Here is a 16,616-nt window from a genome sequence, read left to right on the forward strand (position 1 = left end):
AAAAAAAATGAACCAAGTATATATAGTAGACGGTGTTCGTACACCAATCGGAAAACTTAAAGGAAGTTTAGCTAGCATACGTCCAGATGATATGGCGGCTTTTGTTATTAAAAAACTTTTGGAGCGTAACACGAATATCGACCAAAAAAGAATTTATGATGTCGTGTTAGGTTGTGCCAATCAAGCAGGTGAGGACAACAGAAATGTCGCTCGTATGTCAGCTTTGCTTTCCGGTTTGGATTATCACGTTCCCGGCGAAACGGTGAATAGACTTTGCGCTTCCGGTTTGTCAGCGGCGATTAATGCAGCAAGAGCAATTCAGGTTGGCGATGCCGACTTGATGATTTCTGGCGGTGTCGAAAATATGACACGTGGTCCATTGGTGATTTCAAAAACAGAAACGCCTTTTGGTGGCGATTCAAAAATATATGATACAACTTTCGGATGGCGTTTTATCAACCCAAAAATGAAAGAAATGTATGGTGCTGATGCCATGGGCGAGACGGCAGAAAATCTTGCTGAGCGTGACCAAATTTCGCGTGAAGACCAGGATTTGTTTGCCTATAATTCTCAGCAGAAAGCTAAAGTTGCTCAGGAAAACGGAAGATTGTCTAAAGAAATTGTCGGCGTTAATATTCCTCAAAGAAAAGGTGAAGATATAATTTTTGACAAAGACGAATTTCCTAAAAACGATACAACAGTTGAAGGTTTATCAAAACTGAGAACGGCTTTCAAAAAAGATGGAACTGTAACTGCTGGTAACGCTTCAGGATTAAATGATGGTGCGGCAGCTAATCTTCTTGCTTCAGAACAAGCAATTAAGGAATTTGGTTTAACACCAAAAGCAAGAATTGTATCAAGCGCTGTTGCTGGTGTAGAGCCACGAATCATGGGAATTGGTCCTGTTAAAGCCGCAGAATTGGCTTTGCAAAAAGCAGGTCTTACTTTTAATGATATTGATATTATTGAATTAAACGAAGCTTTTGCAGCACAAAGTTTAGCCTGTATCAGAGCTTGGGGCTTGGCGGATGACGATTCGAGAATCAATCCAAACGGAGGTGCAATCGCATTAGGTCATCCACTAGGAATGAGTGGCGCAAGAATCCTGAATTCTGCAATGTATGAACTTCATAATCAAAATAAAAAATATGCGCTGGCAACAATGTGTGTAGGTTTGGGACAAGGTTTTGCGGTGGTAATTGAGAAGGTTTAATTAGTTGTAAAAAGTAGAATGTACAAATTAAAAAGTACATTTAACGACACATTCTACTTTGTACATTTTCATAAATACATAAATACAAAAAAAATGAATCAACTAGAAAATTATGCGCTCGGAAGATGGATAAAAGGTGAGGGAGAAGGGCAGGCTTTATATAATTCGATTAATGGAGAATTGGTAGCAACAGCAACTTCCAAAGGTCTGGATTTTGCGGAAATGATGGACTATGCCAGAAAAATTGGCGGCCCGGCTCTTCGGAAATTAACTTTTCAGGAAAGAGGATTAATGTTAAAGAAACTCGCATTCCATCTTTTGGAAAAGAAAGAAACTTTCTATAAAGTGAGTTGGGCAACCGGCGCAACCAAAGCAGATTCCTGGGTAGACATCGAAGGCGGAATTGGAAATCTTTTTGCTAACGCATCACTCAGAAGGCAATTTCCCGATTTACCTTATTACATCGACGGCGATGCGGTGAAGCTTTCGAAGGAAGGAACGTTCATCGGACATCATATTTGCACTCCGAAACGTGGTGTTGCAATTCATATTAATGCATTTAATTTTCCGGTTTGGGGAATGTTGGAGAAAATTGCGGTCAATCTTTTGGCTGGCGTTCCGGCAATTGTAAAACCTGCAACAGCAACCAGTTTTCTAACCGAAGTTGTCGTTAAAGAAATTATTGCTTCCCAAATTTTACCTGAAGGAAGTCTGCAATTGATTTGTGGTTCAGCCAACGGAATTCTGGATAATGTGACAATGGAAGATGTTGTGACATTTACAGGTTCGGCTTCAACAGGAAAAATGTTGAAATCTCATCCAAAAATTGTTGAAGAATCTGTTCCTTTCAATCTGGAAGCAGACTCCTTGAATGCAATGGTTTTAGGCGAAGATGCAAAACTTGGAACAACGGAATTTGATTTGTTCATCAAAGAAGCAACACGCGAAATGACAACTAAAGCTGGACAAAAATGTACAGCGGTCAGAAGATTATTAGTTCCTGTAAATTTAGTGGAAGATGTTCAGATTGCACTTGGACAAAGACTTTCTGGTGTTATCATCGGTGATCCGAATGTTGATGGTGTAAGAATGGGCGCTTTGGCCAATAAAGACCAAGTGAAAGAAGTTTCTGAGAAAGTTCAGGAATTATCCAAAACTCAGGAAATCGTTTTCGGAAATCTGGAAAATTTTGAAGTTAAAGGTGCGGACAAAAATAAAGGCGCATTTATTTCTCCGATTTTATTCCTTAATTCTGACCCTTTTAAATATACAGATTGTCATAATATTGAAGCTTTCGGCCCAGTTAGCACAATCATTCCTTATAATAATTTAGATGAAGCAATTGAGTTAGCAAGAATGGGAAAAGGTTCGCTTTGCTGTTCGGTTGTGACGGCTGATGATGATTTTGCCAGAGATTTTGTTATTGGAGCCGCATCAATGCACGGCCGAATTTTGATTCTTAATTCAGACTGCGCCAAAGAAAGTACAGGTCACGGTTCACCTTTGCCGATGTTGATTCACGGAGGTCCGGGAAGAGCTGGCGGTGGCGAAGAAATGGGCGGAAAACGTGGCGTTCTTCATTATATGCAACGCACGGCGATTCAAGGTTCGCCAACAACGTTAACGCATATCACTCAGCAATATCAATACGGCGGAAAACAATGGGAAGATAACATTCATCCATTCAGAAAGCATTTTGAAGAACTGAAAATCGGTGAAACTTATATCACGGCAAAACATACTGTTACAGAATCTGATATCACCAATTTTGCCAATGTTTCCGGAGATAATTTCTATGCACATATGGATGCGACATCTTTGGAAGGGACAATTTTCGAAGGGCGTGTGGCTCACGGATATTTCATTCTGAGTAAAGCTGCTGGATTATTCGTTGACGCCAGAAAAGGTCCTGTTTTACTAAATTATGGCTTGGACGAATGCCGTTTTGTGAAGCCAGTTTATCCAGGAATGACAATTGGCGTGAAGTTTACCTGCAAAGAAAAAATTAATCAAGAAAAACGTGACGAAGAAGATATTGCGAAAGGAATTGTTCGTTGGCTGGTAGATGTTTATGACGAAACGGGAGAAACCGTTGCGATTGCAACCATTCTGACAATGGTAAAGAAACTGAATCAAGAATAAATTATTAGCAATTTGAATTAAACACTTTGTTCGTATGATATTTATAAAGGCTTTAGCCAAAACTTAAAATAAGTCTTGGCTAAAGCTTTTTAATTTTATGAAAATCTTCCTTATTTTTTGATTAATTTTTGGTTAGAGACATTTCCGTTCACATCTTCAACTTTTACTAAATATAGTCCTGAATTTAATTGAGAAATATTGAATTCTTTTTGAGCTGTTGTTAAAACTTTTTGTCCCACCAAAGAGTAAATCTCAACAGATTTCAATTCATTTTTCGTAGAAATTGATACGATATCATTAGCAGGATTGGGATACAAATTGAATTTTAAAGTATTTGAATTGTAATCATTGTTGGCTAATGTTTCAATCGAGCCTATTATCTGTGATTGAGTTAAAGCTGTATTATAGATTTTTAAATCATCAATTCTAGCATTTAAAAAACGAGCTGATTGATCTGGTGTAGATCCAATTCTAAGAATTGTTCCCGTTGTGTTCAAACTTTTTGCTCCTTGCTGCAAAAGACTTCCGTCTCTGTAAACCTTAACCAATGTTCCATCATAAACGAAGGTTAATGTGTACCAAGTCGCAAAATTGGTTGGCATCGAAAAAGTTAAATCTGTTGGTCCCCCAAAATAATTATTTGCATTTGAAGCCGTTTGACTAAAACCATAAGCCTGAGTATTTACAGTAGTTCCCCAAGAGAAAAGATTGTTTTCTGAAGAAAGCGAACCTGACTCATAATAAACTCTTACGGAAACCGTTCTTGCCGCATTTCCTTGTGGTAAATTAGGTAAAGTGGCTGTGAAAAACGGTGTTCTATTCAGATTATCTTTTTCAAGCAGCAAAGCACTATTGTTTGGAAAACTATAAGGCATTATGGTTAATGGACTTATGGTTAAAGCCGGTCCGCCATGTTCTTCATTTAAATTTCCATTAAATTTATAATGATAAATAGGAATTGGTGTTGGAGCAGTTGCTAATGTTGTAAAGCTACTTACAGTAGAATTAGAAATACCATTACCATTAGTCGCTTGCACTTTATAGTAATAAGTTGTATTGGCTGTTAATCCTGTTAAACCTATATTGGTTGACATTGGAACACTTGAATTTACAATTGGACCTTGAGTAGTACTTGTCAAAGCAGATGCAGAAGTTCCGTAATTAATAGTTGTAGGTGTTGCGACTCCGTTTGTATTTATATTAAAATTAATTGTAGCTGAAACATCCGTGATACTGTTAGAATTAACTGCCGTTATTGCAGCTGGTGCTGTTGAACCGGTTGTAAATGTTAAAGGAGCTGAAAAATTTGTTCCTGAACTATTGGTTGCCCAGACACTATACTCATAAGTTGTGTTGGGAGATAATCCAGTTAAATTTTGTGTTAGCTGTGTGTTGGCTATACCAGATGCGCTTGGTCCGTTTTGAGTTTGCGAAGATCCTACCGGTGTAACTGCATAACGAACTTCGGTAGTTGTAGCCGCATTATTGGCATTAACGGTATAATTGATTGTAGCAGTTGTAGTTCCGATATTTGAAGAAGACAGGTTGGTAATAGTTGGTGCGGCAGTAGTGGCTTGATTATACATATCACCTATTTGAGTAGAGCTTAATGCCACGTTATAAATTCTTAAATCATCTACTTGTATGACATCACCCGTACCAGCAGAAGCATTTACTAATCGATTAAGACCAAAATATTGGACGCCAGTATTTAAGGCTCTTGCAAAATTTCCTTGCGATACACCATTATAATAAATAGAAAGCATTGAACCCGTATGAACCATCGCAACGTGAATCCAACCGTTATTAGTTGCTTGTATTTGGGCATTTGTCTGTGGCACATTATAATCATTTCCTGTACCATATGTGTAGTAACTGTTTTGTACGCCGGTTCTCCAAAACCCAAACGCTTGTCCGCTTGCGACATTACCCCAGCCTACTACAGGATAATTTTTATTGTCTGTATCATTGACAAATTTAACCCAAAAAGTTAATGTCCTTGAAGCATTTCCTGTAGGCATTGCTCCATTTGTAATATCAATGGAATATCCCAAAGTATTTGGAATATGAATAGCTTTATTAGGTTCTCCAAATCTATTGGAAACATAAGCTGAGGAAGAGGAACCACTTGGAATCCAAGTTGAAATTGTAGCTGAACCCGAATTGTTCATACTTTCGTCGAAATCCCATTTGTATATTGGTGTTTGTGCAAAACCACTTGCTGCAATCAGTAATAAACAAAAGTGTAATAGTTTTTTCATGTCTGTAAATTTTAATTCTACATCAAAACTACTTTCACCAGGTTTATATTGACGAGACCAATTCATCAAACAGGATTATGAGTTGATGAAATTTATTTCTCAAATCATTTGTAAATCACTGTACAAAAAGTTATTAAAGTATATTTGTAAAGTAACTATTCCACCATTTGAAACTGCGCTATCTACTTTTTTGCATTCTATTTTTAAACTGTTTTGTTCTTCGAGCTCAAGACCCATATTCCTATGCTATTGATAAGTCGGTAGGTTTACCGTCTAATGAGGTTTATGATGTTTTTCAGGACAAAAATGGATTTATGTGGTTTGCAACCGGTGAAGGATTGTCTAAATATGATGGCACCAAGTTTTCTACCTATTTTTCAAAAAAACAGACAAGTAAAAGTGGCTCCAACATTCTGCAGGATAAGTTTGGAAGAATATGGTATATCAATTTTGATGGTTATCTATATTATATTGAAAATAATGATTTAAAATCTTTCAAACAAGAAAACAGTATCGGCTATTATGAATTTGGAATTATTGAAGATAAGCTTTTTACGATTCAGAAAAATCAGATAGAAGTTTACGACCTGAACAATCTAAAACTCATTCGTAAAATAAAATTTAATAATATCTCTCTGAAAGCTACACATTTATCAAGGAAATATTTTTACATTTTTACCGACAAACTTTTAAAAAATGATTACGATTTAAATATAGCATCTTTAGAACTTCCTCCTGAATTGACGAATGCAAAATCTGTGTTGATTGAAAGTAATGCAGAAGATTTATACATTGTTTCAAAAACTGATGGACAATTTTTCCAATATTCTAACAAGTTATTTACTAAAAAAACTGTTTTAAAAGGCAGCATTATTCAAAATCTAAGTTTTGTAAATAATAAGCTATGGCTGGCAACTACACGTGGATTGTTTGAATATGATGATTCTAAATTCACCAACTATTTTAAAAACTATAATATCTCGAGCATATTTAAAGATGCCGAAAACAAATTTGGATTTCTAACCTAAACAACGGACTGCTGTATGTTCCGAATTTCAATTCTATTTTGTGGAAATGCAAAACCAAACCTGTGACTTTGTTTTCTGATAATGAAAAAATTACGATTGGTTATGAAAATGATATTTTGAGTGAACTAAACAGTACAACATTTAAAGAAAAAATCATTTATAACGGAAAGTCGAATCACGAGGTTTATAAAATATTTAAAGACAAGAATACTTACTTCATTACTTCAAATAATTTTAAAATTATCGGTAAATCAACCACCGAAATCAACAATGCTGTAAAAGACATCGTTAAAATTGATGAGAAATATTATGCGTTTGCTGCAAGTGGTGTTTGTGGTATTTTTTATTTGGATGCAGCAAAAAAGTCGGTTTGGGATGCTCTATATCTACAGTATTACAATAAAAATAATACAACTTTTAGTGAGGCGCGTTTATTGGTTAACGTCAGAGGGAAAGCCGTTGCTTATAATTCTGCAAACCAAAGCATTTATTTTGCTACAAACATTGGCCTTTATGCTCAAAAACTGGATTCTCAAACGGAAATTCTTTACAAGAATCAATCTGTTTTTTGTCAAAAAATGTATTATTACAAGAATTCCATTTACCTGTTGTCGAATAAAAATGAATTATTAAAAATCAATCAGAACAATCAGATTTCTAAAGAAAATATCTCGAATGGTATTACTGATGACATCAAAAATATCAGGTTGATTGATGATAAAATGTTTTTGTTTACAGACAATGCGATTTTTCAATACCATTTGGAGACAAAAAAAATAACCAAAATTCAAATTATTACTCCGGATGTTTCCGTAAGCGACATTACAACATTATCAGATAAAACCATTTTAGCAACATCAGACGGACTAATCATCAAATCCAATTCTAATTTAAGTGATGAAAAATTACCCAAATTTAGGCTGAATAATGTCTTGGTGAATGATAAAGTGGCGGCATCTAAGAATTTAGCTTTTGATGAAAATAACCTCAGTTTCAACTTTTCTGTCCTGGCTTACTTGCCGAATACTAAATTCCCTATTTCCTATAAAATAAATAACCGTAAATGGGTCGTGCTGGAAGACAACCAAAGAAGCTTGAAACTCTCTTCGCTTGCGGCGGGCGATTATGCGATACAATTCAAAATTGAAAATCTTGAGAAAACTGAAAATCAAATTATCAATTACAATTTTTCCATTCAAAAACCATTTTGGGAAAGTTATGTTTTTATTGTTTTTTGCATCCTGATTTTAATGACTTTTTTCTACCTGCTTTATAAATCTAAACTGAAGAAAATTCAGAAAAAAAACCAAATCGAAGTCAACAGGATTTCTCTAGAAAATAGTCTGAATGAGTCAAAACTCACAGCAATCCAGTCACAGATGAATCCGCATTTTTTCTATAATGCTTTGAATACAATCCAGTCCTACATCTTATCGAATGAAAAAAGAGAGGCAATTACTTATCTCAACAAATTTTCTTCATTAACGAGAATGATTTTGGAATTAACGGAGAAAAATTATATCTCCATTCAGCAAGAAATAAAAACCATAACACTTTATCTCGACCTGGAAAAAGCGCGTTTTTTTAATGATTTCAATTACACCATCACTGTTGATGAACAAATTGATGCAGAATTAATCAAAATTCCGACAATGCTTTTGCAGCCTTTTGTAGAAAATTCCATTAAGCACGGATTGCTGCATTTGAAAGGAATGAAATTATTGACCATCGACTTCAGAAGGAACAATAATGCTTTGGAAATTTGGATTGATGATAACGGCATCGGCAGGAAGAAAAGTGTAGAATTAAATGCAACCAACAGAAAAAATCATATGTCATTTGCAACCAATGCTATTTCAAAAAGATTGGAAATTCTGAATAAAAATAAAACCAATAAAATTACAGTTCAATATCTTGACAAATTAGAATTTGAAGAGTCAATAGGACCTAAAGTAATTATCAACATACCAGCCAGATGGAAATAAAAGCAATTATTATAGATGACGAAATCAGAGCACGTGTTGCATTGCAATTACTGATTGAAGAATATTGCCCGGATGTAAAAATCATTGAACAATGCGAGACGCTTGCCGAAGGAGTAAAAGAAATCAACAAACACAAACCTAATTTGGTTTTTCTGGATATAGAGATGCCTGGTCATAGCGGACTGGAATTGTTTGATTTTTTTCACGAAGAAGACATCCATTTTTCCATCATCTTTACCACGGCTTATAGTCAATATGCTATAAAAGCATTCAAATTTTCAGCGATTGATTATTTACTGAAACCTGTTAATCCAAATGAACTTGTAGAAGCGGTCAAGCGGTTTCAAAAAATAAAAACAGAAAACATCAAAGTTTTAAAAGAGAATATCAATCAGAATAAACTGAACAAAATAGCTGTTCCAACTGGCAATAGCATTGTGTTTCTGGAAACCAATCAGATTTTATATATCAAAGGAGAAGGTTCCTATTGTGAAATTGTTTTGCTCAATGGTGAAAAAATGATTTGCAGCAGGTATCTGAAAAACTTTGAAGACATACTTTCCAGTTATCCTAATTTTCTGAGAGTTCAGAAATCATATATTGCTAATTTGAGTTATGTTACTATTTATAATAAATCGAACGGCGGAAATTTGGAATTTAATAATAAAATTTGCATTCCTGTTTCTCTGGATAAAGTTGATTTGATTATGGAATAAATTGCTCTGATTAAGAGATAAGTTGATTAACAATCTATCGATGAAATTTTTATGATGTCTAAGGATAGCTTAATTTCATTTTTTACTCAGGTTTAATTTAGAATTTAACGAACTGTTTTCAAGGTTTGCTCAGATATGTGAAAAGCAATATCTTTACCAACGTATAGTCAGTCAATTTAATTTAATAAAATGCAAGCACACGTCACGTCAACCATAGAAAACGGAATTGGAACCATCGAGTTTTTCCATCCGCAAAGCAACTCGATGCCGAGTTCTCAACTCAAGAATCTTGTAGAAGAAATTAATAACCTCAGTAAAAATGATGAGGTAAAAGTCATTATTCTGAGAAGTGGAGGAGAAAAAGCCTTTTGTGCAGGTGCGTCTTTCGATGAGTTAATCTCGATTAAAGATTTCGAAACTGGAAAAGTATTTTTCTCTGGTTTCGCCAATGTTATCAATGCGATGCGCAAATCTCCAAAGTTGATAATTGCAAGAATTCATGGTAAAGCTGTTGGCGGCGGTGTTGGTATCGCTTGCGCTGCGGATTATACTTTTGCAACAGAAAACGCTGCGGTTAAGTTGAGCGAACTGGCGGTTGGTATTGGTCCTTTTGTTATCGGTCCAGTTGTAGAAAAGAAAATCGGAACGGCTGCTTTCGCACAGTTGGCAATCAATGCTACCGAATTCTATTCGGCGGAGTGGGCGCGTGAGAAAAATATGTTCCAAGATGTCTACGAGACAACAGAAGAAATGGACGCTGAAATCGAAATTCTTGCCGAGAAACTTGCGAAATCAAATCCTGAAGCGATGTTCCAATTAAAAGAAATCTTCTGGAAAGGTACAGAAAGTTGGGATTCTCTTTTAACAGAACGTGCTGCGGTTAGTGGGCAATTGGTATTGTCGGAGTTTACGGTTAATGCTATTAATAAGTTTAAAGCGAAATAGTTGTACAAATGCTTTGGTGGCGCGAGCGAAGCGAGCGCCAAAAGAGTATAGTAGTAACAGGGAATCGCGCGCGTGAGCGATGGTAGCGGATATCCTTTTGTAATTGGCGTTTGGGCTCCGCTCATCAACCAACCCACTCAGCGCCAATTACAAAAGATAGGAGCGAACGTAGCGACCCGCTTGTTTTTTTGGATGGCCAAAGTTTAGGAAAAAAAAACAAGCGGACACGCCCAAATAATTTTAATGAAATATTTGTAGATTAAAAAATATTGTTTAATTTTGCAATCTCAAATACCAGAGTAGTAGGAAGCCATTACGTCCGAAACTCATATTTAAACAAAAATTTTTAAAAAATTCTGAAATGAAACAAGGTATACACCCAGAAAATTATAGATTGGTAGTTTTCAAAGATATGAGTAACGATGAAATGTTCCTTTGCAAATCTACTGCTGATACTAAAGACACTATCGAATACGAAGGTCAAGAATATCCATTAATCAAAATGGAAATCTCTTCTACTTCTCACCCTTTCTATACAGGTAAAACTAAGTTAGTTGATACTGCAGGACGTGTTGATAAGTTCATGAACAAGTACAAAAAATTCGCTAAATAATTTTAGAGAATTAACGTAAAATATAAAAGCTTCCGGATTTTCCGGAAGCTTTTTTTATTAAATTTGAACTTTAAGATTTAAAGTCTGATTTCTAATATCTAACATCTAAATTCTATAAAAATGCAACTTGTATTTTCGGACGCACAATATTGGGAAGATTTTCTTCCGCTTTCTTTTACACGACCAGTCGCAGAAATGCGTGTCGGGATTTTGACCTTTTCGGAACGCTGGAAAAAGCTTTTGGATATAGAAACTTCTTTCTACATCACCGAAGATTTTCTACAAGAAAAATATAAAAAACCTGCTGCGGGACAAAGCCTTTTTATTGTTCCGAATTTCTTGCCATCAGAAAGTCTTTTACAACAAATTAAAGATCTGAAAGCTGGTGAAGCGCTAGTCTACGACAACGAACTTTTGGTGGCTAACATCAATATGGAAAACTTCTCTCTTAACCAGATTGAGAAAATGACCGATGTTACAGAAGAGATTTTGTTCTTCAAAAAACCTACAGATTTGTTTTCGTATAATGACAAAGCCATCGATTTCGATTTTGAATTGTTAACGAAAGGTCGCACGTCGCAAGAGTTGTCTTCGACTTGTGGATTTTTAGGTGACAAAAAAGACTTGTTTATAGAAGAAGGAGCTGTGCTAGAGTTTGCAACAGTTAATTGTAAAACTGGTAAAATCTATATCGGTAAAGATGCTGAAGTCATGGAAGGTTGCAACCTTCGAGGACCAATTGCTTTGTGCGAACATTCTAAGTTTAATCTTGGTGCAAAAATCTACGGACCGACCACCATCGGCCCGCATTCTAAAGTAGGTGGCGAAGTTAATAACATTGTAGTTTTCGGTTTTTCGAATAAAGGACATGACGGATTTGTTGGTAATTCTGTGATTGGCGAATGGTGTAATCTTGGTGCCGACACCAATTCTTCAAACCTTAAAAATAATTATGCTTCTGTCAAACTTTGGAATTACAAATCCAAACGTTTTGAAGATACTGGACTTCAGTTCTGTGGTTTGATTATGGGAGATCATTCTAAAACAGCGATTAACACACAACTAAATACAGGAACTGTGGTTGGCGTTGCTGCTAATATTTTCAAAGCTGGTTTTCCACCAAATTTGGTAGAGAATTTTACTTGGGGCGGCATGAAGGGTGATGAAAAATTCAAAATCGAGAAAGCTTATGAAGTTTCGGAGAGAGTAATGGAACGTCGCAAAGTTGTTTTAACTGAAAATGACAAACATATTTTAAAATATATTTACGAGAATTATTAAATTTCATTTTATTGAAAATCAAGCGTTTAAATTTATTTAAGCGCTTTTTTTATTTTAAATGTAATATTTTTGTAATCACAGGTGTCTTACTTATAAACCGGCAAACATAACATGACTAAAGAAGTATTTCAAGAATCGATATATACACTCAAGGATGAGATGTATCGTTTTGCGAAAAGGTTTGTTATGAGCGCCGACGAAGCCGAAGATGTAACGATGGAATTGTTGATGAAGCTTTGGCAGAAAAAAGAAGAATTACTTTCTATAGATAATCTTAAATCTTATGTATTAAGATGTGTGAAAAATGAGTGTCTCAACCGGCTGAAACACCATGATGTTAAACAGAATTTCGCACAATTAGAATACGGTAGATCCGAGCTTTATCAAATAGAAACCAATAATTTGAAAGAGCAAATTTTGAAGTTTATCAACGATTTGCCCGAAAAACAAAAGATGGTCATCCACCTTAAAGATGTTGAGGAATACAACATTTCCGAGATCGCCGGGATTCTAGAAATGGAGGAAAATGCAGTGAGAATTAACCTGATGCGGGCCCGTCAGAAGGTGAGAGAAGCTATTAATAAACTTTACGTGTATGAAAACCGACAAATACAAGGATTGGGAGTATAGATTTTTTGAAGGTGAGGAGCTGTCGCCCGAAGAAGAAGAACTTCTAAAGCAAGAAAGCGACGATCCTTATTTTTCTTTTCTAAGAGAAGAGAAACAGGAAAAGATGATGATGGATTTCGGTAGTTTTTTATCGAAAGTAGAAGATGCGGGAGGAAAGCAAGCTGAAGAGAAAACGACAATTATTCCGTTAGTTACAGCAAAACCAAAATTCGGAAGCGGTTTGAAGAATTATTGGATGGCTGCAAGTTTAGTAATGTTTATGGGAGTTTTGGGAGGTTACCTTTTTGTTAATGAAGAAAATGGTGATTTTAATAAACCTTTAAAAAGCGTTGTTAAACAAGATACAGAACCATTAGAACCAGAACAAACTACACCGAAAGATATAGGTTCTCAAAATATAGAAGAGCCAACAAAGCACGATACAGAGGCAAACATCTCTGAACCTACAACAATTGAAACAAAGACCCCAAGGGTGAATCAGGTTGCGACAACGACATCAAAACCAGAGACATCTTCCCCGGCAAAAAATAATCAGGCAAAACCATCAAGCAAAAGCGAGGTTGCCTACAACCCAAGTTACGTGATGATCAACGGAAAACCTGTATACAACGAGCAAGAAGCTTTGGCACTAACAGAAGATGCTTTTAACTATCTTGCAAGTAATGTTAGCCAAACTGTTGACCAAGCACAAAGTGTAAAGTAAATACAACTGATTTTTGTAAATTTAAGACAATGAAAAAACTATCAATATTACTCGTCCTGTTTTTCTTATCGACCAATATTTTTGGTCAGTCCGAAAAGCTGAATCAGTTATTCACGCAATATCAAGACTCGCAGGGTGTCACGACGATAAAGATTGCAAAACCAATGTTCGGCATGTTGAACAAACTTAACATTGGCGACTCTGAGCTGAGTAAAATAAAACCTTTGTTAAGTAAAATCCAAGGTCTTAATATTATGATCATGGAAAAACCAACCTTCCCAGCGGAGTTGGCTGCGGAAAATAAAATTCCGTTGCAGAATTATGAGAACCAAAAAAATAGTGTTTTATCAGCTATTAAAGCGATGAAGTACGAAGAATTGATGACTGTCAATAGTCGTGATAACAAAATTAAGTTCTTGGCTTCGGAAGCTAAAGATGGTGTGCTAAATGATTTATTATTAAATATTTCTTCTGATGAAAGCACCATTTTGATGCTGTTGGATGGGAAAATCTCTATGGATGATGTTTCTAATTTAATAGAAGAAACTAAAAATGTAACAGCACTTAATCCGATTTCGAGCATTAATTCGACATCAGATGAAAACTCTAAAAGCGAAAGAAAAGTTGCAAATTTTGATGGCATCGAAGTATCAACTGGTGTGAGTGTAAAATTTACGCAAGCTGCCAATCAATCGGTTTTTGTAGATGTAGAGCCTGATAAACTAAAGTACATTATTACCGAAGTTGAAAATGGTGTGCTAAAAGTTTTCATCAGAAATAATGGTGTTAAAAACTTAAATATCAGAAACTTAACAGTTATTGTTTCTGCCCCGAAAATGAATCGCATTGTCACAAAATCTGGAGCGAGCTTCCAAGCGATGAATACCATTACGGATCGTGCTTTAGCGGTTGAAGCAACTTCAGGATCGCGTATCGATGGTAAGTTTGATATTTCCTCTTCGGCAGCTTTACAAGCAAGCTCTGGATCTAACATTAGAATGGATTTAAAAACAAATGCTTTGGCGATTGATGTATCAAGTGGCTCTTTTGTAAGACTTAACGGCTCTGGCGATAATGTTGCATACAGCGTGTCGAGTGGCGCAGCTTTGGACGGAGTTGGTTTTACTTCTAAAAAAGCGACTGTTAGTGCATCTTCTGGAAGTAGTGTAAAACTAGCGGTTAGCGATGCTTTGACGGCACAAGTATCTTCTGCAGCGTCGGTTCAGTACAAAGGGAATCCTAGTAACATTGTGACCGATGTTAAGAAAATAACAGGTGCAAGTATTACCCAGATCAATTAATATAACATTTCACCAATCACTTTTTTAGACGATTTTAAGTTTAAAAATTAAATAAAATATTATCCATGAAAAAATATCTATTCTTTGCCGTTTTGACTTTTGCATTGCTAAGTTTACAATCTTGCATTGTTTCGCAAAAGCCATCGGTTGACTTTTTTAATGCACCACAATATAGAGGTCAAGCCAATTATATGAGCATTAATGTGCCTACTTTTTTAGCAAAAACTTATCTTAAAAATCAGTTACGAAATGAAGGCGATAACGAAGAAGTTATTAATTTGGTTAAGAAAGTTTCTAAAATCCGAGTGATGGTTTCCGAGAATATGAGTCCGAAAGTCATGTCAGAATTTACGACTTATCTTAATGATGAAAAGTTTCAAGAATGGGCATCAATCCGCAGCGAAGGTGATATTATCAACATCAATGCGCAACAGATAGATGATACGATTAAAAAATTAATGATTGTGGTTAACTCGCAAGATCGCGATGCCGTATTTGTCGATGTAACTGGCAAATTTACAATGGATGATATTTCGAAATTGGTGGCTGCAGGACAAAATGCGAAAGTGAAAATCAATTTTAAAAATTCAAAATCAAAACTTATCAGCCAAAAATCTTAGTTCAAACATTTTTCACTCAAAACTATATTTTTCAAACAAAAAACACTCGAAGATTCGAGTGTTTTTTTGTTATTGATTATTTTCAAGTTTTCTAAGCATTTCTTCGGTGAAGTGTTCTTGATGTTTCGGTTGCGAAAATTTTTCATCATTAGACACTTTCGAATTTCCTTTTGGGATAGATAGACTTTTCCAATTGTTGTCGGCAATCATTTTTCCTATTAAAACAATTTGCCCAACATGATATGGATAATGGGCCAATTGTCTGTTGAAGGCTTCCAAAACCGTACGACCCTGGTTGCGAATGTAGATGATTTTATCCAAGTCATTTTCCGTCAAGTCGTTTAATGCTGAAAAAAGACAATTCCAGCCAGTATTCCATTTTTCTAATAGATCGGCGCGAGATTTTATATTATTTTCAAACTCCGAGTCACGATTAAGATTATCTTTTTCGCCATCTGTTGTCAAAAAATCTGTCCAGCGCGACAACATAGTTCTCCAAAGATGTTTTACGATAATTGCAATGCTGTTGCTTTCTTCGTTGTATTGCCAAAACAAAGTGTCATCCGAAAGTTGCTCGAAGGTTTTATCGCCAATACTTTTGTAATATTCGAACTGTTTTTTAACGCTTTCGAGATAATTGCTTTCCATGATCTAAGGATTTTCTTTAGAAATTTTTTCGTGATATTTCAGATACATTGGTAAAGCCGCTGATCCATACCATTTGAAACTTTCATAAGCAAAAACACCCGCCATAATCGCAGGATCAGTTTTTACTAAAGCATCTGCTTCTTCAATAGTTTTAACATTAAAGATAAACATGCCGCGATAATCTCTTTCGTTTTTATCAAAGAAAGGTCCTGCTACAGACAGTTTTCCATCTTTTGCAAGCTTCCCAATATTATCGAGATGTCCGCGCATCAATTCTGACATTTTCTTTTTGTCGTCAATTTTTGTTGGACCAGTTTTCAGCATGACGATAACGTAAGGACGCATGCCGTATTGATCTGCACTCAGCGAATCTGCGATTTTTTTATCGTAGTTCTTATTCTGTCCAAATCCTATTGCGGCGCAGATGCCGAATACGAATGTTAATAGTTGGTTCATAGCTTTTAACATTTTTGGGCGTGTCCCTCATTCGGAAATTATGCGCTCGCTTCGCTCGCACGCCATTTCCTCTT

At 35.6% G+C, this 16,616-nt stretch carries 15 protein-coding genes; 12 read left to right on the forward strand and 3 right to left on the reverse strand.

All coding sequences use genetic code 11. From position 1 onward, the window contains the following. Nucleotides 1-7 precede the first annotated feature (7 nt). Together pcaF and paaZ are read left to right on the forward strand one after the other, a co-directional pair. A complete protein-coding gene (gene pcaF, locus AC23MB_RS02395; protein WP_312321814.1) occupies nt 8-1,213 on the forward strand; it encodes a 3-oxoadipyl-CoA thiolase in 1,206 nt (401 codons plus the stop codon). 93 nt (nt 1,214-1,306) lie between these two features. Then, the gene (gene paaZ / locus AC23MB_RS02400; protein ID WP_313026732.1) at nt 1,307-3,355 is read left to right on the forward strand and encodes a phenylacetic acid degradation bifunctional protein PaaZ; all 2,049 of its coding nucleotides are present in this window, start codon (nt 1,307-1,309) and stop codon (nt 3,353-3,355) included. 110 nt (nt 3,356-3,465) lie between these two features. On the opposite strand, the gene AC23MB_RS02405 is transcribed toward paaZ, so the two are convergent. Next, nucleotides 3,466-5,616 (reverse strand): LamG-like jellyroll fold domain-containing protein, encoded by a 2,151-nt coding sequence (locus AC23MB_RS02405; RefSeq protein WP_487786445.1) that lies wholly within the window; start codon nt 5,614-5,616, stop codon nt 3,466-3,468. A 167-nt stretch (nt 5,617-5,783) separates the two neighbouring features. Here AC23MB_RS02405 and AC23MB_RS02410 point away from each other — a divergent pair, with 167 nt between their 5' ends. The 10 genes from AC23MB_RS02410 (at nt 5,784) to AC23MB_RS02455 (ending at nt 15,438) form a co-directional block, all read left to right on the forward strand. Continuing rightward, nucleotides 5,784-6,644 carry a two-component regulator propeller domain-containing protein gene (locus AC23MB_RS02410; protein ID WP_487786446.1) on the forward strand — a complete coding sequence of 287 codons (861 nt, stop codon included), beginning with the start codon at nt 5,784-5,786 and terminating at the stop codon, nt 6,642-6,644. 62 nt (nt 6,645-6,706) lie between these two features. Further along, a complete protein-coding gene (locus tag AC23MB_RS02415; protein ID WP_313026720.1) occupies nt 6,707-8,629 on the forward strand; it encodes a sensor histidine kinase in 1,923 nt (640 codons plus the stop codon). After that, nucleotides 8,620-9,345, forward strand: coding sequence for a LytR/AlgR family response regulator transcription factor (locus AC23MB_RS02420; RefSeq protein WP_487786447.1), 726 nt, complete (start codon nt 8,620-8,622; stop codon nt 9,343-9,345). The genes AC23MB_RS02415 and AC23MB_RS02420 overlap by 10 nt, the downstream gene beginning before the upstream one ends. A 189-nt stretch (nt 9,346-9,534) precedes the next feature. Next, a complete protein-coding gene (locus AC23MB_RS02425) occupies nt 9,535-10,290 on the forward strand; it encodes an enoyl-CoA hydratase/isomerase family protein (RefSeq protein ID WP_313026710.1) in 756 nt (251 codons plus the stop codon). Nucleotides 10,291-10,651: 361 nt separating this feature from the next. Next, entirely contained in the window at nt 10,652-10,903 is a 252-nt protein-coding gene (locus tag AC23MB_RS02430; protein ID WP_079667302.1) for a type B 50S ribosomal protein L31, read from the forward strand. Between the two features lie 120 nt (nt 10,904-11,023). Beyond that, on the forward strand, nt 11,024-12,184 hold the full coding sequence (locus AC23MB_RS02435) for a GlmU family protein (protein WP_374329621.1): 1,161 nt from the start codon (nt 11,024-11,026) through the stop codon (nt 12,182-12,184). 111 nt (nt 12,185-12,295) lie between these two features. Beyond that, a complete protein-coding gene (locus tag AC23MB_RS02440; RefSeq protein WP_374329619.1) occupies nt 12,296-12,814 on the forward strand; it encodes an RNA polymerase sigma factor in 519 nt (172 codons plus the stop codon). Next, nucleotides 12,780-13,517, forward strand: a complete 738-nt coding sequence (locus AC23MB_RS02445; RefSeq protein WP_487786448.1) for a hypothetical protein — start codon at nt 12,780-12,782, stop codon at nt 13,515-13,517. Before AC23MB_RS02440 ends, AC23MB_RS02445 begins: the two co-directional genes overlap by 35 nt. A 29-nt stretch (nt 13,518-13,546) precedes the next feature. Continuing rightward, nucleotides 13,547-14,818 (forward strand): DUF4252 domain-containing protein, encoded by a 1,272-nt coding sequence (locus AC23MB_RS02450; protein ID WP_312322886.1) that lies wholly within the window; start codon nt 13,547-13,549, stop codon nt 14,816-14,818. A 65-nt stretch (nt 14,819-14,883) separates the two neighbouring features. Then, on the forward strand, nt 14,884-15,438 hold the full coding sequence (locus AC23MB_RS02455) for a DUF4252 domain-containing protein (protein WP_487786449.1): 555 nt from the start codon (nt 14,884-14,886) through the stop codon (nt 15,436-15,438). A 69-nt stretch (nt 15,439-15,507) separates the two neighbouring features. Here the strand turns inward: AC23MB_RS02455 and AC23MB_RS02460 are convergent, their stop codons facing one another. Together AC23MB_RS02460 and AC23MB_RS02465 are read right to left on the reverse strand one after the other, a co-directional pair. Further along, nucleotides 15,508-16,086 carry a DUF1572 family protein gene (locus tag AC23MB_RS02460; protein ID WP_487786450.1) on the reverse strand — a complete coding sequence of 193 codons (579 nt, stop codon included), beginning with the start codon at nt 16,084-16,086 and terminating at the stop codon, nt 15,508-15,510. A gap of 3 nt (nt 16,087-16,089) precedes the next feature. Further along, complete coding sequence (locus tag AC23MB_RS02465) at nt 16,090-16,542, reverse strand: YciI family protein (RefSeq protein WP_313026673.1); 453 nt, start codon at nt 16,540-16,542, stop codon at nt 16,090-16,092. Between the last annotated feature and the right edge of the window lie 74 nt (nt 16,543-16,616).

The sequence above is a fragment of the Soonwooa sp. T0.1_25 genome (genome assembly GCF_057652215.1).